Below are 24,679 nucleotides of genomic sequence, written 5' to 3'. Positions count from 1 at the left end.
CCTCGAAGGCGGTCAGTTTGAACGTGGCGGGCGGCGCCAGGCTTGCCAGGCGGCGATCAGCAATCCCAGCAGTATGAAACCACCAGGGGCCAGCGTGGCCAGGCGCAGGCCACCGTCAGCGGTCAGCACCCAGCCCTGCCAATTGGCGTGGGTCGCAGCAGCCAGCCACGGTAGATGATTGCCCAGTGTCCCGTCACCGATGAGTTCGCGCAGCAGGCCCAGCGCCACCATTGCTGCGCCGAACAGGCCACTTAGTCGCCAGCGCTCTCGCCATGGGCTCTGGAAGAAACCGCAGTGCTCCAGCACGACACATTGCAAGGCGATCAAACCGGCATAGATTCCGACATGCTGGTGCCATTGCAGCGACCAGACCTGCGCGCCGAGTTCGGCGCAACTGGTCAACGTGGCGGCCAGCAGCACGCTTGCCGGCAAACGGGCCGCCGGGAGCAGGCGTGAGCGCAAGGCGTTCATGCCCAGGCCGAACACACTGATCACGACAATGAACAGCGCCCACAGACCCAGGGCGTTCACCAGTGAGTCGGTGGCGCCAATCAGCGGCACGAACATCAAGGTGTTCTGCAGTTGCGACGGTTTATTCATCGGAAGGACTCCCAAGCAGTGACTGCCGGTGCTCATCGAAATAACGCAAGGCGTCATGGGTGGCGCTGATCACTGCTCTTGAGGTGATGGTCGCTCCCGCAATCTGATCGAACTGACCCAGGTCCTTTTTCAAGGCCCAACCGTTGTCACCCGGATCGGTTCGCGACTTGCCGGAAAAGGCTTCAAGCCAGGCATTGGGCCATTCGGCGATACGTGCACCGAGCCCGGGGGTTTCTGTTTGCTTGAGGGTTTTGACCCCCACCAGCCTGCCGTCGAGATCGATGGCGATCAACAAGTCGATGGTGCCCGCGTAGCCCAGGGTCTGGCTGCGCAACAGCACGGCATAGGCGTGGCCGGCCTTGGTCGCGCGGTAACCCGCCAGCAGCGTGCTGTTGCCCAGCGCGGGCTTGTCGAGCGTAAGCGTTTGCTCCAGCGGCTGGTTGTCGTAGCTATCAGGCGGTAGCAGGTCGAGCAGGTAACGACTGTCGATCAGGCGTTGCTCAGCGGCAATCCGTGGCGCGCTGGCATGTTGCGCAAGATAGCTCAGGCCAGCGCCGAAGGCGGCCAGTAATACCAGGATGGCGGCGCTCGAGGCTCGACTCATGGTGCGATCCGCTCCTGCCTGGCCGCGACAAGTCGCTCCAGCGCCGGCACACAGAGGTTCATCAACAGCACAGCAAAGGCCACGCCGTCCGGGTAGCCGCCCCAGGTGCGAATCAGATAGGTCAGCAAACCGACGCCTGCACCAAACAGCAAGCGCGCCCCGGGGCTTTTGGCGCCGGATACGGGTTCCGTGACGATAAAGAATGCGCCCAGCATGCTGGCGCCGGTGAGCAGATGAAACAGCGGCGAACCATGGGAGTCCGATCCCGAACCGTTCCAGCACACCAGGCTGATGACGAACAGGCTGGCGAGCATGCCGACCGGCGCGTGCCAGCTGAACACGCGCCGTTGCAGCAAAAACGCGCCACCGGCGAGATAGGCCAGGCTTACCCATTCCACGCCGCGACCGCCGAAACGACCAAAGGCCGGATTCGCCGAGAACAGTTCGTCCATGGTCAGGCTCCTGTTGATCCGCAGGCTGTCCAGTGCCGTGGCGCGGACCCAGGCATCCGGGCTTTGACCAAAACCGAACACTTGCTGCACACCTGCCCACAGGTCCATGCCCTGGGAGGCTGGCCAGTGGGTCATCTGTTGTGGAAACGTCACCATGACAAGGGCGAAACCGAGCATCGCCGGGTTGAACGGATTGCTGCCGACTCCGCCATACAGGTGCTTGCCGAACACCATGGCCAGTGCAGCCGCACTGACCGTCAGCCACCAGGGACAGTAGGGCGGCAAGGCCAGGGCCAGGAGCGTGGCACTGACCAGGGCACTGCCGTCGCTCAAGGTGGGCTTGAGCGCACGCTTGCGCAAGCGCAGCACCGCCGCTTCCGTGGCCAACGCGCCGGTGCCTGCCAATATCAGGTTGAGCAACACCCCCCAGCCGTAGAACCAGAACAGCGCCAGCATCCCTGGCAGCGTCGCCAGCAGAACCAGTTTCATCGCCTGTTGCAGCCGCTCGTCGACCGATTCAAGGGGTGGCATGGGCTTCCACCTGGCGTTCGGCTTCGCTCAGGGCCCGCTCCAGGGCTTCGATCTGCTCGGCGGGTGCTGCACTGGCCTGGGCTTTCTTCAGCTCGGCGCGACGCATGGCCAGCTGGATTTTTGCGCGTTTCAGCTCGGCGTCCTGCGTCGGAGCCGGTGTTGCGACGGGCGCCGGGGTAGGCGGCATATCGCGTTCCAGTTGGGCCAAGGCTTGCTCGGCGGCTTCGAACTGCTGTTGCAGGACAATCAGCTGCGATTGCTGTTCGAAGGTCGGCGGATGACCGAAGGCCTTGAGCGACTTGTTCAACTGCGCCCGGCTCATCGCCAGGTCGATCTTGGCTTTTTTCAGCGCCGCATCGGCGTTCGCGGCCTTTTGCGCGCGGACGCGTTCCAGGGCTGCCTGTACCGGGTCGAGCGTTGTTTGTGTCTGTGTAGGAATACCGGGTTGGGCGGCCCGTTGCGCACGGGCCTCGCGCTCGGCGATTTTTTGTTGTTCTTCACGCTGCAAGCGGGCATTGCGCTGCTCGAAACGCCGCCGTGCATGGTTGCGTTTGGCAGCGCGAGCCCGTTGCTCTTCCAGGCTGAAGGCCAGGCCACCGACAATCGGCAACACGTTGTTCAATGGCAGCGGATGCATTTCGATGCAATCCACTGGGCAAGGCGCCACGCAAAGGTCGCACCCGGTGCATTCGTCGATGATGACCGTGTGCATCAACTTGGCCGCGCCGACAATGGCATCCACCGGACAGGCCTGAATGCATTTCGTGCAACCAATACATTCAGCCTCGCGGATATAGGCAATCTGCGCCGGGGCCGAGCCGCGACTGATGTCCAGCTCCAGCACTGGCACGTGCAACAGTTCAGCCAGGGCCTTGATGGTTTCACTGCCGCCGGGTGGGCACTTGTTGATCGGCTCGCCGCTGGCGATGCCTGCGGCGTACGGCTTGCATCCAGGATGGCCACACTTGCCGCATTGGGTCTGCGGCAGGAGGGCGTCGATGCGTTGAATCAGACTCATGTTTTGATCAGTCCGCTGAATCCGAGAAAGGCCACTGCGATCAAGCCGGCACCGATCAGATCGATCGGAAGGCCGCGAAAGGGCAGGGGCACATCGTTATCGAGTGTGCGCTGGCGCAGGTCGTTGAACAGGTTCAGTACCAGCCAGAAACCCAGCCCGGCGCCGAAGCTCAAGGCTGTGGCGTGAAAAAATCCCTTGTCCTCCCGGGCGTTGAGCAATGCCACGCCAAGCACCCCGGCATTGCACAGCAGCAACAGCCAGAGGCCTTCGAAGGACAGTGTCGAAAACACCCGAGCAAGCAGCTGCAACAACGGGCCGATCAGCAGCACGCTCAATGGCAGAAACACGAACAGGTGCAACGCCGTCAACTCCAGCGGCACCAGCAGCCAGTGATAGAGCCCATAGCCGAGTATCCCGGTGATCAGCATCACGCACGTCGTCGCGATGCCCAGGGCATGGACCTGGCGACGTTCGCTGGCCAGCAGCGGATCAACACCCAGCGGCCAGTGCAACACGAGGTTGTTGAGCAGGGCGGTGCTGATGAGCGCAAGCAGGGTTTCGGTCATGATCGTCCATATCCGATGCTGGGATCCCTGTAGGAGCCAGACCATAGAGATAGTATGGGCCAGACATGAAAATCCCACAGTCGCGCCAGGCACGACTGTGGGATCGGTTTGCCGCAGTGCCTTACTTGATCCGCTGACCAGGCTTGGCGCCGCTGTCAGGGCTGAGCAGGTAGATTTCTTCGCCGCCGGGACCTGCCGCCATCACCATGCCTTCGGAGATGCCGAACTTCATTTTTCGTGGCTTGAGGTTGGCGATCATCATGGTCAGGCGACCATCGAGCTTGGACGGGTCCGGGTAGGCGCTCTTGATGCCGGAGAACACGTTGCGTTGCTCGTCGCCGATGTCCAGGGTCAGGCGCAGCAGCTTGTCGGCACCTTCCACGTGTTCGGCCTTGACGATCAGGGCGACGCGCAGGTCAACCGCGGCAAAGGTGTCGAACTCGATTTGCGGCGACAGCGGATCTTTCGCCAACTCGCCGTTGCCGGCCGGTGCGGCTTCGCCGGTGTCGGTCTGGCTGGCGGTCAGGTCTTCTTTCGAGGCGTCGGTCATGGCTTGCACTTTTACCGGGTCGATACGGGTCATCAACGGCTTGAACTCGTTCAGCTGATGGTTGGCGAGCAAGGTCGCGTGATCGTTCCAGGTCAGCGGCGCGACGTTGAGGAACGCCTCGGCATCGGCGGCCAGCAGCGGCAGCACCGGTTTGAGGAAGATCACCAGTTGACGGAACAGGTTGACGCCGGTGGCGCAGATGGCCTGGACCTCATCCTGCTTGCCTTCCTGCTTGTTCAGTGACCACGGTGCCTTGTCGGCGATCCAGGCGTTGGCACGGTCGGCCAGGCCCATGATCTCGCGCATGGCGCGGGCGAAGTCGCGGGCTTCATAGGCGTCGGCGATGCTTGGCGCGGCGGCCAGGAAGGCTTCGGTCAGCTCCGGCGCGGCGTTGGTCTCGACCATCACGCCGGCATTGCCCTTGTTGATGAACCCGGCGCAACGGCTGGCAATGTTGACGACTTTGCCGACCAGGTCGGAGTTGACCTTCTGTACGAAGTCTTCGAGGTTCAGGTCGAGGTCGTCGACGCCACGGCTCAGCTTGGCTGCGTAGTAGTAACGCAGGTATTCCGGCGACAGGTGGTCGAGGTAGGTCCGGGCCTTGATGAACGTGCCACGGGACTTGGACATTTTCTGGCCGTTGACGGTCAGGTAGCCGTGCACGTTGATGCCGGTCGGCTTGCGGTAGCCCGCGCCTTCAAGCATCGCGGGCCAGAACAGGGCGTGGAAGTTGACGATGTCCTTGCCGATGAAGTGGTACAGCTCGGCGGTGGAGTCCTTGCCCCAGAACGCGTCGAAGTCCAGTTCCGGCGTGCGGTCGCACAGGTTCTTGAAGCTGGCCATGTAGCCTATCGGCGCATCCAGCCATACGTAGAAGTATTTGCCCGGCTCGTCGGGAATCTCGAAGCCGAAGTACGGTGCATCGCGGGAGATGTCCCACTGTTGCAGGCCGGCATCCAGCCATTCGGCGATCTTGTTCGCCACGGCGTCCTGCAGGGTGCCGCTGCGGGTCCAGGTCTGCAGCATTTGCTGGAAGTCAGGCAGCTTGAAGAAGAAGTGCTGGGAATCCTTGAGCACCGGGGTGGCGCCGGAGATCGCCGACTTCGGATCCTTCAGGTCGGTCGGTGCGTAGGTCGCGCCGCATTTTTCGCAGTTGTCGCCGTACTGGTCTTCGGTGCCACATTTCGGGCAGGTGCCCTTGATGAAGCGGTCGGCCAGGAACATTTTCTTTTCCGGGTCGAAATACTGCGTGATCGAGCGTTGGGCGATATGGCCGGCGTCGCGCAGCTTGAGGTAGATCTGGCTCGACAGCTCACGGTTTTCTTCGGCGTGAGTGGAGTGGAAGTTGTCGAAGTCCACCAGGAACTCGGCAAAGTCGGCGCTGTGTTCAGCCTGGACGTTGGCGATCAGTTGTTCCGGGGTGATGCCTTCCTTTTCCGCGCGCAGCATGATGGCCGAACCGTGGGCGTCGTCGGCGCAGACATAAATGCATTGGTTGCCGCGGTGCTTCTGGAAGCGCACCCACATATCGGTCTGGATGTACTCCAGCATATGGCCGAGGTGAATCGAACCATTGGCATAGGGCAGGGCGCTGGTGACGAGGATCTTGCGTGGCTCGGACATGGGGCTCGGCTACTTGATGAAACGGAGGTCGGCCACTATAAAGCGCCCGAGTATATTTTTCACCCTGTGCACCTGTTTCATTGGATGAACAGCGGGAAGATCTTCGAAGACCCCGCCAATCGATCAGAACAGGTACGATACCCGCCATCTTTTCCCAGTCTTGTTTCGGAGTTGCCCATGAGCGCCGTCAATCGTGCAGCGGTGGAAGCCGTCCTTCGCCAATACACCGACCCCTACCTGAACCAGGATCCGGTCAGCGCCGGGTGCGTGCGCAACATCGAGATCCAGGGCGACCGCGTCAGCGTGCAGCTGGAACTGGGTTATGCCGCCGGTCTGTTCAAGAGTGGCTGGGCGCAGATGCTGGAAATGGCCCTTCAGGGTCTGGACGGCGTGACATCGGCCCGAGTCGACATCACCAGCGTCATTGCCGCGCACAAGGCTCAAGGGCAGATTCCCGGCCTGGCGAACGTGAAGAATGTCGTGGCCGTTGCCTCCGGCAAGGGCGGGGTGGGCAAGTCCACCACCGCCGCCAACCTGGCCCTCGCCCTGGCCCGCGAAGGCGCCAAGGTGGGTATTCTCGATGCGGACATCTACGGTCCGAGCCAGGGCATCATGTTCGGTATCCCCGAGCGCACCCGTCCCGAAATCAAGGACCAGAAGTGGTTCGTTCCGCTCAAGTCCCATGGTGTCGAAGTGATGTCCATGGCGTTCCTGACCGACGACAACACGCCGATGGTCTGGCGCGGGCCGATGGTCTCCGGCGCCTTGCTGCAACTGGTGACGCAGACCGCGTGGGGCGACCTGGATTACCTGGTCATCGACATGCCGCCAGGCACCGGCGATATCCAGCTGACCCTGGCGCAGAAAGTCCCGGTGGCCGGTGCGGTGATCGTGACCACCCCCCAGGACCTGGCACTGCTGGACGCACGCAAGGGCGTGGAGATGTTCCGCAAGGTCAACATTCCGGTGCTGGGCGTGGTGGAGAACATGGCCGTGCACATCTGCTCGAACTGCGGGCATGCCGAGCATCTGTTCGGCGAGGGCGGCGGGGTGAAGCTGGCCAATCAGTACGGCGTCGAGCTGCTGGCTTCGTTGCCGCTGGCAATGGCCATCCGCGAGCAGGCCGATGGCGGCAAGCCAACGGTGATCGCCGAGCCTGACAGCCCGATCGCCCTGGTTTACCAGGAGCTGGCCCGCCATGTCGGCGCACGGATCGTGTTGCAGGAAGCGTTGACGCCGGCGATGCCGAATATCAGCATCAGCGACGATTGAGGTAGTCAACGCAGCCCCCTGCAGGAGCGAGCTTGCTCGCGAAGGTGTGTCAGCTACATCAATGTGCCTGACCCAGCTTCGCGAGCAAGCTCGCTCCTACAGTTGTTTTGTGGTGGCCTTAGATACGCAATCCGCCGTCCAACTCCAGGATCCGACCGGTGTAGTAGTCGTTTTCGAAGATGTAAGCCGCCGACTGGGCGATTTCTTCAGGTTTGCCCATGCGCTTGAGCGGAATCCCCGACGTCATCTTCTCCAGCGCTTCAGGTTTCATGCTCAGGGTCATTTCGGTTTCGATGAAGCCCGGTGCAATGCCGGCCACGCGAATACCGTAGCGCGCCAGCTCCTTGGCCCAGGTCACCGTCGCGGCGGCGACACCGGCCTTGGCCGCGGAGTAGTTGGTCTGGCCGACGTTGCCGGCACGGGAAATCGACGAGATATTGATGATCGCGCCGCTGTTGTTCAGCTCGACCATTTTCGCCGCGACTTCTCGGGTGCACAGGAATACGCCGGTCAGGTTGACGTCGATGACCGCCTGCCACTGGGCCAGGCTCATCCTGGTCATTTCGCCGTCCTTGACCTTGAGCAGCAGGCCGTCACGCAAAATCCCGGCGTTGTTGATCAGGCCATGGATCGCGCCGAAGTCGTCGGCGACCTGGGCGACCATGTGGCTCACTTGCTCTTCGTTGGCCACGTTGCACAGGTAGGCGCGGGCCTCGACGCCCTTGGCCTGGCAGGCGGCAACGGCGTCGTCGAGTTTTTCCTGGTTGAGGTCGACCAGCGCCAGCTTCGCGCCTTTATCGGCGAAATACTCGGCCATGGAGCGGCCTAAACCCTGGCAACCGCCAGTGATAATGATTACTTTGTCGGTGAGTTTCATTCGCAATGCCCCGGTAGGTCTGGGTGTTTTATCATGGGCATCTTCTCCATCACGCCTACCTTGGCACATGAGAACTGCCCCCAATGGTCAACTGGTACCTGTGCCAGTCGCTGATCCGTTTTTTTTTGACGGATTCTAAGTAAGGAGTCATAAATTGAGCGTTGAAGCGGCTAAGCATGCACGAGAATTGCTCCTCAAGGAATACCGTGGGGTGCTCTCGACACACTCCAAGTCGATGCCAGGTTTCCCGTTTGGCTCCGTGGTTCCGTACTGCCTGGACGAGCTCGGGCGGCCCTTGATCCTGATCAGCCGCATCGCCCAGCACACCCACAACCTGCAAAAGGATCCAAAATGCTCGCTGTTCGTGGGCGAGCGTGGGGCCGAAGACGTCCAGGCCGTTGGTCGCCTGACCTACCTGGCCGAGGCGCAACAGATCGAAGACGAGGCTGCCATTGAAGCCGCCGCCGAACGATACTACCGCTACTTCCCGGATTCGCAGAGCTACCACAAGGCCCATGATTTCGATTTCTGGGTGCTCAAGCCGGTGCGCCATCGTTACATTGGCGGCTTTGGCGCGATCCACTGGGTCAACGAGTTGACCCTGGCCAACCCGTTTGCCGGCAAAACCGAGACGAGCATGATTGAGCACATGAACGCCGATCACGCCAAGGCCATCGCGCATTACGTCGAACTGGCCGGCCTGCCGAGAACCTCGCCGGCAAGGCTGGTGGGCATCGACAGCGAAGGCATGCACCTGCTCATCGGTCAGGGGTTGCACTGGTTGCCGTTCCAAACGCCTTGTAATACGCCGACACAAGTTCGCGAAGCCTTGGTTTTCCTGGCTCATGCCGAGCATTGGCCGAAAAATGCAGTGGCTGACGCTTGAATTCACGAAACGGCGACGTCATCTAAGGATTACTGGCAAGGCATTCTTGCGTTGAGGAACCATTTGATGCGCCCTTTTTTGTTGCTCTTTCTGCTGTTTCCGGTGTTGGAGCTGTTCGTATTCGTCAAGGTGGCAGGGGCGATCGGGTTTTTCCCGGCCCTGCTGCTGGTCATTCTCGGCTCGATGTTCGGCGTGTTCGTGTTGCGAGTCGCCGGGCTGGCCACGGCGCTGCGTGCCCGTGAAAGCCTGAACCGTGGCGAGCTGCCGGCCCAGACCATGCTCGAGGGCCTGATGCTGGCGTTGGCCGGTGGTCTGTTGATCCTTCCGGGCTTCATCAGCGACGTGATCGGCCTGATCATGCTGCTGCCGGTCAGCCGTCGCCTGCTGGCCAATAAAATGCGCCAGCGTGCCGAGGAACAAGCGATCCGCCAGCGAGCATTCGCCGATGATCTTGCACCCCGTGGCGGTCCTGCCCCTCGCGAGCCGCTCGGTCGCGAGCCCAACGTGATCGAAGGCGAGTTCGAACACCGTGATACCAAGTGATACGTCCTGCACACGGCACCTTCGGGTGCCGTGTTCGTTTTCGGGAGATCGGCGTAAAAATTTTTCGATCCCTGCCCTTGTAATCAGCTTGTACGCCCTTATGTAACGGTCACCGCAAGGTTTCTGGCGAACACGCCAGACAGACTTCCGCGGTTCGCTCGACGAACCGCACCCGGCACCGCCGGACTTTGTTAAACCCGCCGGGACTACACCGGCCGATGAAAACCACAATTAGGAGAGATCGACAATGAAGCTTCGTCCTCTGCATGACCGCGTCGTCATCCGTCGCAGCGAAGAAGAAAAGAAAACCGCTGGCGGTATCGTCCTGCCAGGTTCGGCTGCTGAAAAAGCCAACAGCGGCGAAATCCTCGCTGTCGGCACCGGCCGCGTACTGGAAAACGGTGAAGTGCGTGCACTGTCCGTGAAAGTGGGCGACAAGGTTGTGTTCGGTCCTTACTCCGGCAGCAACACTGTGAAAGTCGACGGCGAAGACCTGCTGGTAATGAGCGAGAACGAAATCCTCGCTGTTGTCGAAGGCTGATTACCCGCTCATTTTCCCGTTACTACAAAGTATTTAAGGAATATCGATCATGGCTGCTAAAGAAGTACTGTTTGGCGATTCCGCCCGCAAGAAAATGCTCACCGGTGTCAACGTCCTGGCTGACGCAGTAAAAGCGACCCTGGGCCCGAAAGGCCGTAACGTGATCATCGAGAAGAGCTTCGGCGCTCCGACCATCACCAAAGACGGCGTTTCCGTAGCCAAAGAAATCGAACTGGAAGACCGTTTCGAAAACATGGGCGCGCAGCTGGTCAAAGACGTTGCCTCCCGTGCCAACGATGACGCAGGCGACGGCACCACCACCGCAACCGTTCTGGCTCAATCGATCGTCAACGAAGGCCTGAAAGCCGTCGCTGCCGGCATGAACCCGATGGACCTGAAGCGCGGTATCGACAAAGCGACCATCGCTATCGTCAAAGAGCTGAAAGCCCTGTCCAAGCCATGCGCTGACACCAAGGCCATCGCTCAGGTAGGCACCATCTCCGCCAACTCCGACAACTCCATCGGCGACATCATTGCCGAAGCCATGGAAAAAGTCGGTAAAGAAGGCGTGATCACCGTTGAAGAAGGCTCGGGCCTGGAAAACGAACTGTCGGTTGTTGAAGGCATGCAGTTCGACCGTGGTTACCTGTCCCCGTACTTCGTCAACAAGCCAGAGACCATGGTCGCTGAGCTGGACGGCCCGCTGATCCTGCTGGTCGACAAAAAGATCTCGAACATCCGCGAAATGCTGCCAGTGCTGGAAGCCGTTGCCAAAGCCGGCCGTCCACTGCTGATCGTGGCCGAAGACGTTGAAGGCGAAGCCCTGGCGACTCTGGTTGTGAACAACATGCGTGGCATCGTCAAAGTCGCAGCCGTCAAGGCACCAGGCTTCGGCGACCGTCGCAAGGCCATGCTGCAGGACATCGCCGTCCTGACCGGCGGTACCGTAATCTCCGAAGAGATCGGCCTGAGCCTGGAAAGCACCACCCTGGAGCACCTGGGTAACGCCAAGCGCGTGACCCTGTCCAAGGAAAACACCATCATCGTTGACGGTGCTGGCGTTCAAGGCGACATCGAAGCACGCATCAACCAGATCCGTGCCCAGGTTGCCGAGACTTCCTCGGACTACGACCGTGAAAAACTGCAAGAGCGTCTGGCCAAGCTGTCCGGCGGCGTAGCAGTGATCAAGGTTGGCGCTGGTTCCGAAGTTGAAATGAAAGAGAAGAAAGCCCGCGTTGAAGACGCCCTGCACGCTACCCGTGCAGCCGTTGAAGAAGGCGTGGTACCTGGCGGTGGCGTAGCGCTGATCCGTGCTCTTGAAGCCATCCTGGACCTGAAAGGCGACAACGCTGACCAGGACGTAGGTGTTTCTGTTCTGCGTCGTGCCGTTGAAGCACCGCTGCGTCAGATCGCTGCCAACAGCGGTGACGAGCCAAGCGTTGTGGTAAACGAAGTCAAGAACGGCAAAGGTAACTTCGGTTACAACGCTGCGACTGGCGAATACGGCGACATGATCGAAATGGGTATCCTGGACCCAACCAAGGTCACCCGTTCCGCTCTGCAAGCTGCATCGTCGATCGCCGGTCTGATCCTGACCACCCAAGCGGCTGTTGCTGATGCACCGAAGAAAGACGGCGGTGCTGGCGGCGGTATGCCAGACATGGGCGGTATGGGCGGCATGGGCGGCATGATGTAAGCCAGCCTTACCCCTGTACTGAAAAACCCCGCCTGCGAAAGCAGGCGGGGTTTTTTATTACCGTCTACAAGATCATTGTCAAAAGATCTTTGTTCAGGCTCTGGCTGTTTGGGCTTTCACCACGGGCTCAGCGCTGGAAGCGGGGCGATACAAAATCCAATAATACGACCCCAGGCAAATCAGCCAGCAAAACACCGCTGTCCACACGTTGTGGGAGAAAAAGTGTGCTCCCTGCAGCATCCTGCCAATGGAAAACACCGAACCCAGGGCGAAGGCGAAAACCAGCGCCGCACGTGCCATGCGGGGGCGGCGATCACGCAACACGAAGAACAGCGCAAACAGGGTGAAACCGGTCGCGGCGTGACCGCCAGGCCAGCAACGGCCCGGCTTTTGCGTGGCCGGACGCGGGCTCAACAACTCGCTGTAGGTCTCGTGACCGCCGAATTGCTCCAGGCTCCACGGGCATTGCACCGCCGTTACCGCTTTCATCGGCGTGACGAAGGACGTCGCCAGTCCCAGGGACAGCACCAGGCAACCCAGTTCCCGCTTGAACGGCTTGAGCCGGGTCATGAAGAATGACCCGGCAAAACCGAAGATTGCCAGCACCGAAAACGCGATGACCACTTGCTTGGCCCGGTCATGCAGGACGGTTTCCAGGAAGTAACTGTGCCGCCCGATGAAGTCCCCGGCGACCGGGTCGTAGAACAGCCTGGCCAGGTCCATGTCCAGGGTCGTCAGTTCGAGCAGTACCAGAATGATCGCCGTTACGGCGGGAACCCCCAGGCACACCCAGAAGTTGAGCGGGCGAGAAGCGGGGCGTGCAGAGATCGAAACCATGGCAAATCCTTGGTCGGTGAAATGTTCTTGAATACGCAGCCGCGCGGAGTCTGCGCTCTATCCTGTCGTCAACCTGTGAACCGATAGTGAAAAAAACGTTGAGGCTCGAGCCGGTCGTTTCGCCAAACAAACGACTGCACGCGACCCTCGCGCTGAGCCACACTAGGCCTTAAGCTGCGCGGGCCAAGACGGCCGTTACTGTGTACGGAGAAGATGCCCATGCGAATTTTATTGGTTGAAGATAACCGCGATATCCTGGCCAACCTGGCCGATTACCTGGGACTCAAGGGCTATACCGTGGATTGCGCACAGGACGGTTTGTCGGGCCTGCATCTGGCGGCCACCGAGCATTACGACTTGATCGTGCTCGATATCATGCTGCCCGGCATCGACGGTTACACGCTGTGCAAACGCCTGCGCGAAGATGCCCGCCGCGACACCCCGGTGATCATGCTCACCGCTCGCGATCAACTGGACGACCGGCTGCAGGGCTTCAAGTCCGGTGCCGACGATTACCTGATCAAACCCTTCGCCTTGTCCGAACTGGCGGCGCGGGTCGAAGCGGTCATGCGTCGCACCCAGGGGGGAGGGCGCCGGACCTTGCAAGTCGGCGACCTGAGTTATGACCTCGATACCCTGGAAGTGACTCGCGAAGGCCGCTTGCTCAAGCTCAACCCGGTGGGCCTGAAATTGCTGGCAGTGCTGATGCAGAAAAGCCCGCATGTACTGCGCCGCGAAATTCTCGAAGAGGCCCTGTGGGGCGATGACTGCCCGGACAGCGACAGCCTGCGCAGCCACGTCCATCAATTGCGCCAGGTGATCGACAAGCCGTTCGCCAAACCGCTGCTGCAAACCGTGCACGGCGTGGGTTACCGCCTGGCCGAGGGGCGTGATGGAGTTTAAGCAGAGCCTCGCTCAACGGATCATCATTGCCTTTGCGCTGATGAGCGCGCTGGTGGCGGGCGCCTTTGCCATGGGCATCGTCGCCACCGTGCACCTGGTGGAAGAAAAGCTGATTTCGGCGGGCCTGGGCGGCGATTTGCAGCGCCTGTTGCTGATGGACAACGTTTCGGACTGGAGCCATCGCCCGGAACCGGACCAGCTGTTCTATTTCAGCGGCGGGCCGGGCGACTTCGAGTTGCCCAAGGATTTGCGCCACCTGGATTCGGGGTTTCACGAGGTCTTTCGCGAGCAGCTGTCGTATCACGCGATGGTCGAGATCGTCGATGGCCGGCGTTATGTGCTGTTGCAAGACCAGAGTGACTTCGAAGAGCGCGAGCGGGTGCTGTTTGCCGTGGTGCTGGTGGGCTTCGTGCTGAGTCTGGCACTGGCGGTGTTCCTCGGCTGGGTGCTGGCACGCAAGGTGATGGCGCCGGTGGTCAGGCTGGCGCGCCAGGTACGCCATCGCGATCAGTTGCTGGGCTTGGCACCGCCACTGGCACCCGATTACGCGGCCGACGAAGTGGGTGAACTGGCCGTAGCCTTCGACGCCACCCTTGGCCGTTTGCGTCAGGCACTGAGCCGCGAACGCTTGTTCACCAGTGATGTCAGCCATGAACTGCGCACGCCCTTGATGGTGCTGGCCAGTTCCTGCGAGCTGCTGCTGGAAAACCCCGGTATCGATCAGCGCGGCCGCGCTCAAGTCGAGCGAATGGCCCGCGCCAGTGAAGAAATGCGCGAACTGGTACAAACCTTCCTGATGCTGGCCCGCGCTCAGCGCGAAGACGCTGGCATGTCTGTGCAGCAGACGTTGGGCGAAGTGGCTGACGGGTTGATCAGCCTGTGGCGCGAGCCGATCGAGGCCAAAGGTCTCAAGCTGATTGTCGACTGGGGAAGCCCAGACAAGACGTGTTACAACGCGACGCTCCTGCATGCCGTTATGGGCAACCTGTTGCGTAATGCGCTGCATTACACCGACCGCGGGTTTATCCGCCTCACCCTGATGCCCATGGGGTTCATGGTCGAGGACAGTGGCGTGGGTATTCCCGAGGAAAAACGCGAAGCGATGTTCGAACCTTTCGTGCGGGGTAACGAGAAACGCGGAGAAGGCTTGGGGCTTGGACTATCCTTAGTACAGCGGATTTGTGAAAACCAGGGCTGGAGCGTCAGCCTGACAACCATGGAACCCAATGGCTGTCGTTTTCAGGTCCAGTTCAATACGTCTAGTGTGAGTTGATCGGTATCGGTGCCTTGTAAAATCTCGAAACGATTCGGAATTTGTCATTACAAATTTTTCACAATTGCATGACCTGAAACTGACACATCGCTACCTAAGGTGGTTGGAATCAGAAGCTCAGGAGACATTGAAGATGGTGGATGGCCCGATCAAACTGGATTTTTCCAACAAGTACGATGATCAACACGCCCAACGTTACCTGAAAAAACATAAGGATGGCGTGGGCCGCCAGTTGTCGCACTGGCGTGACGTACAAATGGCACGCAAGGCGCTGACGTTGGTCGGTGAACCTGGCCTGGTCCTCGATCTTCCCTGTGGCGCGGGGCGGTTCTGGCCAATGCTGGCGGAAAAACCCAACCGTGTGATCATCGGTGCCGACAACTCTGAGTCCATGATCAAGATCGCTACACAGTCGCAACCGGCTGAAGTGGTAAAACGGGTACAACCCTTGCAGACATCTGCGTTCGACATCGCCTTGCCGGATAACGCCGTCGACAGTATTTTCTGTATGCGTTTGCTGCACCACATCGGCGAAGCCGAGCATCGACTGGCGATCCTGCGCGAATTCGAGCGCGTCAGCCGCGACAGCGTCATCCTCTCGCTGTGGGTCGACGGCAATTTCAAAGCCTGGAAACGCAAGCGTGCGGAGAGAACCCGTGGGCAGGAAGGTTACCAAAATCGATTTGTGTTACCGGCGGCTACCGTAGAAAAAGAATTTGAGCAGGCAGGTTTCCGTATTCAGGAACGTATCGACTTTTTGCCGCTCTATGCCATGTGGCGAGTTTACGTATTACGCAAGAGGTAACAGATGGCAGAGCAGTGTGCAGCAGGATCAGACCTGGCTTCCCAGGATCGCTTCGATTACTTCTGGAATCAGCGCGGCGAGTGGGTGGAAGAGCCCAACGTCCGGCGCGGTGGTGAGAGTGGCGTGCAGCGCCTCATGGGCACTGATGGGCAACTGCTCTACGTAAAACGCCAGACCGGCCATATCCATCGGGGGCTTTTGCACCCGTTCGGACGGCCGACGGTGTTACGTGAGCGTGACGCACTCACCGGCCTTCGCCTGCTCGACGTGCGCGTTCCGGAAATCGTTTTCTGCGAAGCACAACGCGATCCCGTGCATAAATGGCGCGCATTGCTGGTAACCAAGTCCCTGGACGGCTTCGAGGAAATCGAACAGTGGTACGCCGCAGGTGGACGCGAGCGCCATGGTGAGGCTGTGCACGATCGCGTGCTCAAGGACCTGGCCGAGAATTTGGCGCGCATGCACAAGGGGCGTTGGCAACACAGCTGCATCTATATCAAGCACGTATTTGTTCGCGTCACCGGTGAGGGCGAGGCGGCCAAAGTCGAGGTTGCCTTGATCGATCTGGAGAAGTGCCGGCAGCGATTGAGCGCTCGGCAGGCGGCTCCCCATGACATGAAGCAGCTGCGCCGCCACTCGTCATTCAGCGCTACGGACTGGAAGAAACTCGTCTATTTTTATGAGACGGCGTTTGGCAGCGCTATCAAAGGTTTATAGAAATGAAACTTGAAGTTGCGCGAGGTTTGTTTCTGGTAGGAGCCTTGGCAGTTGCTTCACTCGCGGTGGCTGCATGGGAGCAGCCCCGCCCGCAAGTCCTCAGTTCAGTACACAGTGACGCGCACTGTCCGTTGCCACGGGTTGCCAGGTCATCCGTAGCAACTCAACCCGATCATGATTTGTTGCTGTTCATGTTCGGACTTTCTCAAGGACTGAGGCCGCAAAGTTGAACAGATTGAAGCCCAAATAAAAGGCCTCGCTGATGCGAGGCCTTTTTTATTGTCTTAGCGTGAGGGTTTATCGGGTTTGGCCAGCAGCGTGTACACGCACGGCAACACAAACAGGGTAAACAACGTACCAATCGACATCCCCGTGGCAATGACCGTACCGATATCGAACCGGCTCACGGCACCCGCGCCCGTGGCGATGATCAATGGCACCATGCCGAACACCATCGCCGCCGTGGTCATCAACACCGGACGCAGACGAATGGCCGCGGCTTCCTCCACCGCCTCGCGGGGCGTCAGGCCTTTGTCCTTGCGTAGTTGGTTGGCGAACTCGACGATCAGGATCCCATGCTTGCTGATCAGGCCGATCAACGTCACCAATCCGACCTGGGTATAGATGTTCATGCTCGACCAGCCGAGGAACAGCGGCAGCAATGCACCGCAGATCGACAGCGGTACGGTCACCAGGATCACCAGTGGGTCACGGAAGCTTTCGAACTGGGCAGCCAGTACCAGGAAAATGATCGCCAATGCCAGGCCGAAGGTCACCCATAGCGCACTGCCTTCCTGGACGTATTGCCGCGATGCACCGGCATAGTCGAAGGCAAAGCCCGCCGGCGCTTCTTCCCGGGCGATCTGGCGCACGGCGTCGATGGCTTCACCCATGCTCACCAACGGCACCCCTGACAGGATCGCCGAGTTGAGTTGCTGGAACTGGTTCAGTTGCCGCGGCCGCGCCCGGTCGGTCACGCTGATCAAGGTCGAGAGGGCGAGCAGTTCGCCCTGGGTGTTCTTCACGTAGTAATTGTTCAGCCAGTCGGGGTTATCGCGGAAGGGTCGCTCGACCTGGGCAATGACTTTGTAGCTGCGCCCATCTACGGTGAAGCGGTTGATTTCCGCCTCACCCAGCAAGGTCGCCAGTGTCCCGCCCAGGTCCTGCATCGACACACCCATCTGGGCAGCCTTGGCACGATCGATATCCACCACCACTTCCGGCTTGTCGAAGGCCAGGTCGACGTCGACGAAGGCGAATTTGCCGGACTCCATCGCACGTTTTTTCACCCGGTCGACCACCTGCAGCAGCAACTCGTAGTCGTTGGCAGTATTGATGACGAACTGGAACGGCAGACCCTCGCCGGTGCCCGGCAGGGAAGGCAGGTTGAAGCCGAACACCTGCAACCCGGAAATGCTCTCCAGCTTGGCCTGGACTTCGGGCAGGATCTCCATTTGCGTGCGGCTGCGGTCGTTCCAGGGCTTGAGCAGGAAACCGCCGATGCCCGATTGCACACCGTTGAAGCCGTTGATCTGGAACGACGAGTAGTACTCGGGAAACGCCTTGAAGATCTCGATGAACTCGTCGGTGTAGGTGTTCAGGTAGTCGAGGTTGGTCGGTTGCGGCGCGTTGGCCAGCATGAAAATGATGCCCTGGTCCTCATCCGGTGCCAGTTCCGACTTGGTGAACTTGAGCAGCACCGGAATCAGGCACAGCACGATCACCGCGAACACCAGCACCACCGGCCGGGTGTTGAGGGTGCCGTGGAGCATTTTCTGGTAACGGCGCTTGAGGCTTTCGAAAATCCTGTCCAGGCGGTGGGCCAGGCCCGTGGGGTTTTCATCGTGGCGTAGCAGCAGGGCGCACATCATCGGCGACAGGGTCAGGGCGACGATGCCGGAGATCACTACCGCACCGGCCAGGGTCAGGGCGAACTCCTTGAACAAGGCCCCCGTCAGGCCCGTGAGGAAGCCGATGGGTGCATACACCGCCGCCAGGGTGATGGTCATCGAGACCACCGGCATGGCAATCTCGCGGGCGCCCTCGATGGCGGCGTCCAGCGGAGTCTTGCCCTCCTCGATGTGACGGTGGATGTTTTCCACCACCACGATGGCGTCGTCCACCACCAGGCCGATGGCCAGCACCATCGCCAGCAGGGTCAGCAGGTTCAGGGAGTAACCCATCATCTGCATGAAGAACATCACGCCGATCATCGACAGCGGAATGGTGACCACCGGGATCACCACCGAGCGCAATGCACCGAGGAACAGGAACACCACCACGATCACGATCAGCACCGCTTCGAACAGGGTCTTGATCACTTCGTTGATCGAGGCCTGGATGAACAGCGTGGCGTCGTAGGCAATTTCCCCCTTGAGGTTGGGTGGCAGCTGGGCCTCCAGCTCCGGCATGAGCTTGCGCACTTCCCTGATCACGTCCAGCGGGTTTGCCGCAGGCGTGGCCTTGATGCCTATGTACACCGAGGGCGTGCCGCCGAACGAGCTGATGGTGTCGTAGTTCTCCGCACCCATCTCCACCCGCGCGACATCGCTCAGGAGCACGCGACTGTCACCGTCGACCTTGAGCGGGATCGCGGCGAAGGCTTCGGCGGATTTGAGTTCGGTGTTGGCGTTGATGCTGGTGACCACGTACTCGCCTTTCACTTCGCCGGCGGCGGAAAGGAAGTTGTACTGGCGTACCGCGTTGGTCACGTCGCTGGCGCTCAGGCCGAAACCGGCCAGTTTCACCGGGTCCAGCCACAGGCGCATGGCGAATACCTGGTTACCGAGAATCTCGGCTTCGGCCATGCCCGGCAGGGTCGCCAGTTTCGGCTGGATGACTCGCGACAGGTAGTCGGTAATCTGCGGGTTGCTCAGTTCCTTGCTGAAGAAACTGATGTACATCAGCGCCGAGGCATCGGCGGCTTCCTTGCTCAGCACCGGGTCTTCGGCGTCCTGGGGCAGCTGGTTCTTGACCTCGTTGGCCTTGGCCAGCAGTTCGGTGAACAAGCGGTCGGTGTTGGCGCCGATGCGCGCATAGATCGAGATCACCGAGAAGTTCTGGCGACTGACCGAGGTCATGTAGTCGATACCTTCGGCACTGGCCAGGCTCTGTTGCAGCGGTTGGGTGATGTAGCCCTGAATGGTTTCCGCGTTGGCCCCGGGGTACGCGGTGGTGACCGTGATCAGGGCATTTTCCATTTGCGGATATTGGCGCAGCGGCAACTTGCTCCAGGCCTGGAAGCCCAGCAGCACAATCAACAGGCTGACCACGGTGGCGAGCACCGGGCGACGGATGAACGGGTCGGTAAAAGCCATTGGGGGTTCCTTGATCAGTCAGCGCGAGGCTGACTGTTCTTCTCGGCCAGGGTCTTGTCGTCGCTGATGGCGATGTGCGCACCGTTGTCCAGTTTGATCTGGCCGGCCGTGACCACTTTTTCGCCGCTATTCACACCTTTGGTGATCACCACCTGGCCGTCGCGGCGTTCACCGGTTTCGATGAATCGTCGTTCAGCGATCAGGAGCGGTTGGCCCTTGTCGTCTTTTTCGAGGCTGCCGTCTTCGGCCTTTTTCTCTGCGACCACATAAAGGGAGTTGCCATAGAGCGTGTAGGTGATCGCGCTTTCCGGCACGACGATGCTCGGTCGCGGGTCGGGCAACATCACCTGCAGGTTGGCGAACATGCCGGGCAGCAGCTTGCCATCGGGGTTGGCGAGGGTCGCGCGGACCTGCATGTTGCGCGTGCTGTTCTCCAGTTTCGGGTTGATCGCACTGATGGTGCCGGGGAAGGTCCGGGACGGATAAGCCGCGACGATGATTTCAACCGGCTGGCCGATGGCGACCTTCGGTACCGACTGCTCGGGCACGAAAAAGTCGACGTAGAGACTGCTGAGGTCTTGCAGGGTGGCAATCTTGGTGCCACTGGCCAGATAGTCGCCAACGTCCACCTGGCGAATGCCGATGGTCCCGCTGAAGGGGGCGACGATACTTTTTTTGCCGAGCGCCGCCTTGAGTTGATTGACCGTGGCCTTGCTCTTTTTCAGGACCGCCGACAGGCGATCGAACTCACCTTTGGAAATGGCCTGGCTGCCCACCAGCTGGCTGCCGCGACCGTAATCGAGTTGGGCCAGCCCAAGATCGGCCTGGGCGGTTTCGAGCAAGGCGCTTTCCACGGCGCTGTCGAGGCGCAGCAGCGGTTGACCGGCCTTGACCTTCTGCCCGGACTCGAACTGCAAATCGACGACCGTGCCATCGGTCTCCAGGCTCAGGTCCACACCTTGCAGCGCCTTGAGCGTGCCGACCGTGGGCAGGCGGGCTTGCCATGGCCGTTCGGTTGCGGTGGCCACGGCGACGCTGATCGGCGGTTTGGGCGCGGAGAAGCCTTGGATCATCGTGTAGATGGAGAAGGCTTTGTAACCGGCCAGGACCAGCACGATCAACAGAACAACACCCAACATGATCAGCATGCGGCGACGCAGCATATTCCAGTTCCTTGGAGAAAATCAGGTGAGACAGTTGGGAACCTTACCCCGACTCCGCGGGTGATTCCAATGGATGTTTTGGGGGCTTGCCCCTATCTGTAGGAGCCGGCTTGCCGGCGAAGGGGCCATTGGATTTGCAGCGATCTTTCGGACGCCTTCGCCGGCAAGCCGGCTCCTACAAAGTCTCCATCACGCCATCAAGTGCAAATGGTTGTCCCAGAGCCCCGCCGGTAGCTCCAGCGGCTTTGCAACCAGATTTGTCTGGCGGCAATCATAGTACCGGCAGCGCCCCTGGCCCGAAGTCACGACAAACCCGTTGGCCACCGCACCCACCCCGGCGCAATCGGGCAGTGGCGCGTCCAGGCGCACTTCGCCGCTGTCCAGGTCCCAGATGAAAAAGCGGTTGCCCCGAGGCGCGGTCAACGCGACCAGGCGCAAGTCGCTGTGCACAGCAACGCTGGCGGTGTAATGCCCCATGGCCTGCAGTTGATGCTCAGGGACCGGGAACGCTACGAACGCCTGGCCGGGACGCTTGATTGCCAACAGCTCCGAGTGCTCGTGCGCCGCCCCCATGAATTGCTGGCCGGCGACGATGGTGCCGTCGCTGGCAATGCCCAGGTGACGCACGCTGTTCATCTGCTGGCCGAGGGTTTCCTTGCTCAGCAGGGTGCCGTCGCGCTGCATCAGGACCAGGCTCGGCTCCATGGCATTGAGATTCATCTCGACCCGGCTTTCGGCTTCGGTGCGGATGCCGCCGTTGGCCACCACCAGGGTTTCGCCATCGGGCATCCACGACACTTGATGGGGGCCGATGCCGTGGGTGGAGATCTCGCCGCTGTGGACCAGGCGTTCGCCTTCGAACTTGTACACACCGAGCAGGCCGCGACCCGGATCGCTGGTGTCGTTTTCGGTGGCGTACAGCCAGTCACCGCTGTGGTGAATCACCGCGTGCCCGTAGAAGTGCCGGTGCGGCTGCGACGTCAGGGTTTGCAGCAGCGTGCCGTCACGCAGGTCGATCAGGTAGCTCTCGGTGCCGGGACGGCGGGCAACGAACAGCGCGATCGGCAGCGCAGGGTGGTTGATGATGTCATGGCAGCGCTGGCCGACCTGGGTGGCAAACACCCGGGTGCCGTCCAGCCGGTAACCGACGGCGTAGTGCTTGCCATCGGTATCGTCCCGCGCCGAGAGCAGCAGCGGGCTTTCATCCTTGTGCCTGGACAGCGTCCAGCCGCCCAGTGTCACCGCACCCAGCAGCAAACTCCCTAACTTCAGAGCCTGGCGTCGCAGCATGGAACTTGCCCTCATCAGTCACCGTCGTTGGCGTTGAAGCCCAGTTGGATGCCCAGCGCCTTGGCCAGTTCGCCTTCGTGCAGGCGGTGGACGACGTTGAGGCTGTCGTAGAGATCATTGAGTTGCTGGCGACCGGCGTCGTCGTTGAGCATCTCGGTCAGCGAGCGCTGGCTGCTGGCGAACAGTTTCAACGAGGCGGCGTAGGCCGCGTCGATCTTGTCGGCCAAGGGTTTCTGCTCGCTCGGCAACAGGCCACGCAGGCCTTTGTTGTCGACACCTTCCCATACGGTTTTGGCGGCCGAGAGGCTGGCTTCGAGACTGGTCAGGGACGACTGGCTGCGCCACGCATCGGCCTGGAACGGCTGCGGCACGCCTTTGCTCTGGCGGCCCATCGGCGTGCCGAGCTTTTTCTTCAAGGTATCGAGGGCGGTGACCTGCACGCGCAGCAGATCGGCGATCGCTTCGTGGGAGTCGGCGTAGCGCTGGTTCGGGAACTTGCTCATCTGCGCGAGCATGCCGTCGGTGTTGTTCCAGCTCTTGAGAATCTCTTCGGCCAGCTGTTTCTGACGCTCGCCAATGGCAATCAGCAGCGGGCAGTACCTGGCCTTCTGCTCGGCGTTGGCCACATCAGGCTTGCTGTCGAACAGGATGTATTCGTAGGCGGACAGGCCTTGCACCACGACGCTGGACTTGGCCAGTGCAGCGGCGTCGATCTGTGGTTGCGCGCTGACCAGTTGTTCGACCTGACGGCCGACCAGGTTCTTCTTGTCGGGCCAGAATTGCACCTGCCAGGCACGGTTGCCCTCGGCCAGTGGGCCGATCAGCAGCGGCTGCAGCTCTGCCCAGGCTTTTTGCGCGTGCAGGAAGTCGGCGCGGGCGGTTTCGAGGTTTTGCTTGCCTTCGCAATAGGCGAGGGCGCTGACGGCCAACTGGCGGTCTGCTTCAACCCAGCGGGTGTAAGTCGGCAGGATCACCGACTTGGCGATGGCTGCCGAAGTGACGGCCTGTGGGTCCTGCGGCGAACAGGCGCCCAGGGCGAGTGCGGCAAGGCTGGTGAACAACAATTTGGGACGGAACATGTCGGGCTCCCGCTGGAAGATGCGTATTAAAGGGAATTCAAAAACGCCAGCAACGCAGCGCGCTGCTCGGCATTAAAAGTCAAAACCTGTTGCTGCGCCGCCTTTGCCTCGCCGCCATGCCAGAGCACGGCTTCGAGCAGATTGCGGGCGCGGCCGTCATGCAGGAACTGGGTGTGGCCACTGACCGCCTGCGTCAGGCCAATGCCCCACAACGGCGGGGTGCGCCAATCGCGGCCACTGGCCTGGAACTCGGTGCGGTTGTCGGCCAGGCCGTCGCCCATGTCGTGCAGCAGCAGATCGCTGTACGGGCGAATCACTTGATTGGCCAGCTCAGGTTCGGCGGCGTTGGCGGCGGTGGTGTACTTGGGGGTGTGACAGGACTGGCAGCCGGCCTGATAGAACAGGCTCTTGCCGGCCAGCACTTCAGGCGCGCCGACATCGCGGCGCGCCGGCACGGCGAGGTTGCGGGTGTAGAACAGCACCAGGCGCAGGATGTTGTCGCTGACTTCCGGCTCGCCATCGGGGCCGTTGCCACTCGGTGCCTGTTTGCAGGCCGTTTGCGCGTCGGTGCAGTCGTCAAAGGGTCTCAGGCCGGTCGTGAGGCCCATATCCCCCGAAAACGCATGCACATTTTGTTGATTGAGGTTCGGTTGCCCGGCTTTCCAGCCAAAGCGCCCGAGCACGGTCTTCTGTTGCACGTCATCCCAGACCCGGTTGGGGCGCCCGGCGATGCCGTTGCGGGCCTTTGCCTGGGCTTGGGCGTTGGTCAGGATCGCCTCTTCCGGGATGGCCTCCAGCAAACCCAGGCCAATCATCGGTGGCGCCACCCGGGCCGAGAATCGCGTGTCCGGGTGCATCGGGCCGTAGTTCAGCTGGGTGATGTTCAAGCTTGGTTTGCGCAGCTCGACTTCGGTGCCGTCCTTGAAGCGAACCGGCACGGGCGTGTAGTCGACCCGCACCTTGCCTTCCGGCGTGACGCCGGGTACGGCCATGTCCTGGAACTGCCCGCCATAGACCGGCTCCGGCACCACACCCTGTTGCTCGATGACCTTGGCGTAGGCCGGGGCGTCCGGAATCGACAAGCGTACCAGCATCGACACGGCATTCGAGGCATCGGCGGGCGGCGGGTGACCGCGGCCATCCTTGATATGGCAGCCCTGGCAGGCATTGGTGTTGAACAGCGGGCCCAGGCCGTCGCGAGCGGTGGTGGTCGACGGCGCGATCACCCAGGGGCTGCGAAAGAAACTGTTGCCGACGCTGAAGTCCACGCGCCGCGACGGCGGCAGGTTGGCGGAGGGCAGCGAAAAGGCGTTCTGATCGGTCTTGCGCACGGTCGTGCCGCCGCCGGAGCGAGCTTCGCCGGGTTCGGCCTCGGTGAACTTCGGGGCGTCATCGCAGGCACTCAGGCCCAGGGCCAGTAGCAGTGCGGACAAGCGAAGAGGCAGCGAGGGCATCAGACATCCTGCAAGACGAGCAAAACAAGGGCGCAAAGTCTAACAGGGCAGGGGGTTTTGAATAAGAGGAATTATCGTTTGC

23 protein-coding genes are annotated in these 24,679 nt (G+C 60.9%); 10 read left to right on the top strand and 13 right to left on the bottom strand.

Annotated features, from left to right (window positions below):
• Nucleotides 1-12: 12 nt before the first annotated feature.
• The 6 genes from ACYP2Q_RS22955 to metG form a co-directional block, all read right to left on the bottom strand.
• Nucleotides 13-600 carry an Rnf-Nqr domain containing protein gene (locus ACYP2Q_RS22955; protein ID WP_459732607.1) on the bottom strand — a complete coding sequence of 196 codons (588 nt, stop codon included), beginning with the start codon at nt 598-600 and terminating at the stop codon, nt 13-15.
• Complete coding sequence (locus tag ACYP2Q_RS22950; protein WP_459732606.1) at nt 593-1,204, bottom strand: RnfABCDGE type electron transport complex subunit G; 612 nt, start codon at nt 1,202-1,204, stop codon at nt 593-595. The genes ACYP2Q_RS22955 and ACYP2Q_RS22950 overlap by 8 nt, the downstream gene beginning before the upstream one ends.
• Nucleotides 1,201-2,187, bottom strand: a complete 987-nt coding sequence (locus ACYP2Q_RS22945; protein ID WP_459732605.1) for an RnfABCDGE type electron transport complex subunit D — start codon at nt 2,185-2,187, stop codon at nt 1,201-1,203. Before ACYP2Q_RS22945 ends, ACYP2Q_RS22950 begins: the two co-directional genes overlap by 4 nt.
• On the bottom strand, nt 2,174-3,205 hold the full coding sequence (gene rsxB / locus ACYP2Q_RS22940) for an electron transport complex subunit RsxB (RefSeq protein ID WP_459732604.1): 1,032 nt from the start codon (nt 3,203-3,205) through the stop codon (nt 2,174-2,176). Before rsxB ends, ACYP2Q_RS22945 begins: the two co-directional genes overlap by 14 nt.
• Nucleotides 3,202-3,771: an Rnf-Nqr domain containing protein gene (locus ACYP2Q_RS22935; RefSeq protein WP_459732603.1), complete on the bottom strand. Its 570-nt coding sequence runs from the start codon at nt 3,769-3,771 to the stop codon at nt 3,202-3,204. The genes rsxB and ACYP2Q_RS22935 overlap by 4 nt, the downstream gene beginning before the upstream one ends.
• 121 nt (nt 3,772-3,892) lie before the next feature.
• Nucleotides 3,893-5,944: a methionine--tRNA ligase gene (metG, locus tag ACYP2Q_RS22930; protein WP_459732602.1), complete on the bottom strand. Its 2,052-nt coding sequence runs from the start codon at nt 5,942-5,944 to the stop codon at nt 3,893-3,895.
• Between the two features lie 177 nt (nt 5,945-6,121).
• Between metG and apbC the strand changes: the two genes are divergently transcribed.
• The gene (gene apbC, locus ACYP2Q_RS22925) at nt 6,122-7,216 is read left to right on the top strand and encodes an iron-sulfur cluster carrier protein ApbC (protein ID WP_459732601.1); all 1,095 of its coding nucleotides are present in this window, start codon (nt 6,122-6,124) and stop codon (nt 7,214-7,216) included.
• Nucleotides 7,217-7,334: 118 nt separating this feature from the next.
• Here the strand turns inward: apbC and ACYP2Q_RS22920 are convergent, their stop codons facing one another.
• Complete coding sequence (locus tag ACYP2Q_RS22920) at nt 7,335-8,093, bottom strand: SDR family oxidoreductase (protein ID WP_459732600.1); 759 nt, start codon at nt 8,091-8,093, stop codon at nt 7,335-7,337.
• 154 nt (nt 8,094-8,247) lie between these two features.
• Here ACYP2Q_RS22920 and ACYP2Q_RS22915 point away from each other — a divergent pair, with 154 nt between their 5' ends.
• From ACYP2Q_RS22915 to groL, 4 genes are all read left to right on the top strand, one after another.
• On the top strand, nt 8,248-8,979 hold the full coding sequence (locus tag ACYP2Q_RS22915) for a HugZ family pyridoxamine 5'-phosphate oxidase (RefSeq protein WP_459732599.1): 732 nt from the start codon (nt 8,248-8,250) through the stop codon (nt 8,977-8,979).
• Between the two features lie 66 nt (nt 8,980-9,045).
• A complete protein-coding gene (locus ACYP2Q_RS22910; RefSeq protein ID WP_459732598.1) occupies nt 9,046-9,522 on the top strand; it encodes an FxsA family protein in 477 nt (158 codons plus the stop codon).
• Nucleotides 9,523-9,769: 247 nt separating this feature from the next.
• Nucleotides 9,770-10,063, top strand: coding sequence for a co-chaperone GroES (locus ACYP2Q_RS22905; RefSeq protein WP_020799908.1), 294 nt, complete (start codon nt 9,770-9,772; stop codon nt 10,061-10,063).
• Between the two features lie 49 nt (nt 10,064-10,112).
• Nucleotides 10,113-11,759, top strand: a complete 1,647-nt coding sequence (gene groL / locus ACYP2Q_RS22900; RefSeq protein ID WP_459732597.1) for a chaperonin GroEL — start codon at nt 10,113-10,115, stop codon at nt 11,757-11,759.
• 93 nt (nt 11,760-11,852) lie between these two features.
• Here the strand turns inward: groL and ACYP2Q_RS22895 are convergent, their stop codons facing one another.
• Nucleotides 11,853-12,596, bottom strand: a complete 744-nt coding sequence (locus ACYP2Q_RS22895) for a phosphatase PAP2 family protein (RefSeq protein ID WP_459732596.1) — start codon at nt 12,594-12,596, stop codon at nt 11,853-11,855.
• Between the two features lie 219 nt (nt 12,597-12,815).
• Here ACYP2Q_RS22895 and colR point away from each other — a divergent pair, with 219 nt between their 5' ends.
• The 5 genes from colR (at nt 12,816) to ACYP2Q_RS22870 (ending at nt 16,524) form a co-directional block, all read left to right on the top strand.
• Entirely contained in the window at nt 12,816-13,499 is a 684-nt protein-coding gene (gene colR, locus ACYP2Q_RS22890) for a two-component system response regulator ColR (RefSeq protein ID WP_053155177.1), read from the top strand.
• Nucleotides 13,489-14,772, top strand: a complete 1,284-nt coding sequence (locus ACYP2Q_RS22885) for a sensor histidine kinase (protein WP_459732595.1) — start codon at nt 13,489-13,491, stop codon at nt 14,770-14,772. Before colR ends, ACYP2Q_RS22885 begins: the two co-directional genes overlap by 11 nt.
• A gap of 136 nt (nt 14,773-14,908) precedes the next feature.
• On the top strand, nt 14,909-15,577 hold the full coding sequence (locus ACYP2Q_RS22880) for a class I SAM-dependent methyltransferase (RefSeq protein WP_459732691.1): 669 nt from the start codon (nt 14,909-14,911) through the stop codon (nt 15,575-15,577).
• A gap of 3 nt (nt 15,578-15,580) precedes the next feature.
• Complete coding sequence (locus ACYP2Q_RS22875) at nt 15,581-16,294, top strand: lipopolysaccharide kinase InaA family protein (RefSeq protein WP_459732594.1); 714 nt, start codon at nt 15,581-15,583, stop codon at nt 16,292-16,294.
• A gap of 2 nt (nt 16,295-16,296) precedes the next feature.
• Nucleotides 16,297-16,524, top strand: a complete 228-nt coding sequence (locus ACYP2Q_RS22870) for a hypothetical protein (RefSeq protein ID WP_459732593.1) — start codon at nt 16,297-16,299, stop codon at nt 16,522-16,524.
• A 54-nt stretch (nt 16,525-16,578) separates the two neighbouring features.
• Here ACYP2Q_RS22870 and ACYP2Q_RS22865 read toward each other — a convergent pair whose 3' ends face one another.
• The 5 genes from ACYP2Q_RS22865 to ACYP2Q_RS22845 form a co-directional block, all read right to left on the bottom strand.
• A complete protein-coding gene (locus ACYP2Q_RS22865) occupies nt 16,579-19,611 on the bottom strand; it encodes a multidrug efflux RND transporter permease subunit (protein ID WP_459732592.1) in 3,033 nt (1,010 codons plus the stop codon).
• Between the two features lie 14 nt (nt 19,612-19,625).
• A complete protein-coding gene (locus tag ACYP2Q_RS22860; RefSeq protein WP_459732591.1) occupies nt 19,626-20,774 on the bottom strand; it encodes an efflux RND transporter periplasmic adaptor subunit in 1,149 nt (382 codons plus the stop codon).
• 189 nt (nt 20,775-20,963) lie between these two features.
• Nucleotides 20,964-22,064 (bottom strand): DUF1513 domain-containing protein, encoded by a 1,101-nt coding sequence (locus ACYP2Q_RS22855; RefSeq protein ID WP_459732590.1) that lies wholly within the window; start codon nt 22,062-22,064, stop codon nt 20,964-20,966.
• 14 nt (nt 22,065-22,078) lie between these two features.
• Entirely contained in the window at nt 22,079-23,143 is a 1,065-nt protein-coding gene (locus ACYP2Q_RS22850; protein ID WP_459732589.1) for an imelysin family protein, read from the bottom strand.
• Nucleotides 23,144-23,169: 26 nt separating this feature from the next.
• Nucleotides 23,170-24,597, bottom strand: a complete 1,428-nt coding sequence (locus tag ACYP2Q_RS22845; RefSeq protein WP_459732588.1) for a di-heme oxidoreductase family protein — start codon at nt 24,595-24,597, stop codon at nt 23,170-23,172.
• Nucleotides 24,598-24,679 lie beyond the last annotated feature (82 nt).

Source organism: Pseudomonas sp. MHK4 (assembly GCF_054600775.1).
This window is presented reverse-complemented; position numbering and strand designations above follow the sequence as displayed.

Coding starts and splice junctions, on each gene's coding strand:
- ACYP2Q_RS22920 (WP_459732600.1), bottom strand. CDS start 8,093: ATGAAACTCACCGACAAAGTAATCATTATCACTGGCGGTTGCCAGGGT.
- ACYP2Q_RS22945 (WP_459732605.1), bottom strand. CDS start 2,187: ATGCCACCCCTTGAATCGGTCGACGAGCGGCTGCAACAGGCGATGAAA.
- ACYP2Q_RS22910 (WP_459732598.1), top strand. CDS start 9,046: ATGCGCCCTTTTTTGTTGCTCTTTCTGCTGTTTCCGGTGTTGGAGCTG.
- ACYP2Q_RS22950 (WP_459732606.1), bottom strand. CDS start 1,204: ATGAGTCGAGCCTCGAGCGCCGCCATCCTGGTATTACTGGCCGCCTTC.
- ACYP2Q_RS22850 (WP_459732589.1), bottom strand. CDS start 23,143: ATGTTCCGTCCCAAATTGTTGTTCACCAGCCTTGCCGCACTCGCCCTG.
- ACYP2Q_RS22875 (WP_459732594.1), top strand. CDS start 15,581: ATGGCAGAGCAGTGTGCAGCAGGATCAGACCTGGCTTCCCAGGATCGC.
- ACYP2Q_RS22935 (WP_459732603.1), bottom strand. CDS start 3,771: ATGACCGAAACCCTGCTTGCGCTCATCAGCACCGCCCTGCTCAACAAC.
- ACYP2Q_RS22865 (WP_459732592.1), bottom strand. CDS start 19,611: ATGGCTTTTACCGACCCGTTCATCCGTCGCCCGGTGCTCGCCACCGTG.
- ACYP2Q_RS22905 (WP_020799908.1), top strand. CDS start 9,770: ATGAAGCTTCGTCCTCTGCATGACCGCGTCGTCATCCGTCGCAGCGAA.
- ACYP2Q_RS22855 (WP_459732590.1), bottom strand. CDS start 22,064: ATGCTGCGACGCCAGGCTCTGAAGTTAGGGAGTTTGCTGCTGGGTGCG.
- ACYP2Q_RS22885 (WP_459732595.1), top strand. CDS start 13,489: ATGGAGTTTAAGCAGAGCCTCGCTCAACGGATCATCATTGCCTTTGCG.
- colR (WP_053155177.1), top strand. CDS start 12,816: ATGCGAATTTTATTGGTTGAAGATAACCGCGATATCCTGGCCAACCTG.
- ACYP2Q_RS22955 (WP_459732607.1), bottom strand. CDS start 600: ATGAATAAACCGTCGCAACTGCAGAACACCTTGATGTTCGTGCCGCTG.
- metG (WP_459732602.1), bottom strand. CDS start 5,944: ATGTCCGAGCCACGCAAGATCCTCGTCACCAGCGCCCTGCCCTATGCC.
- rsxB (WP_459732604.1), bottom strand. CDS start 3,205: ATGAGTCTGATTCAACGCATCGACGCCCTCCTGCCGCAGACCCAATGC.
- ACYP2Q_RS22895 (WP_459732596.1), bottom strand. CDS start 12,596: ATGGTTTCGATCTCTGCACGCCCCGCTTCTCGCCCGCTCAACTTCTGG.
- apbC (WP_459732601.1), top strand. CDS start 6,122: ATGAGCGCCGTCAATCGTGCAGCGGTGGAAGCCGTCCTTCGCCAATAC.
- ACYP2Q_RS22870 (WP_459732593.1), top strand. CDS start 16,297: ATGAAACTTGAAGTTGCGCGAGGTTTGTTTCTGGTAGGAGCCTTGGCA.
- ACYP2Q_RS22845 (WP_459732588.1), bottom strand. CDS start 24,597: ATGCCCTCGCTGCCTCTTCGCTTGTCCGCACTGCTACTGGCCCTGGGC.
- groL (WP_459732597.1), top strand. CDS start 10,113: ATGGCTGCTAAAGAAGTACTGTTTGGCGATTCCGCCCGCAAGAAAATG.
- ACYP2Q_RS22860 (WP_459732591.1), bottom strand. CDS start 20,774: ATGCTGCGTCGCCGCATGCTGATCATGTTGGGTGTTGTTCTGTTGATC.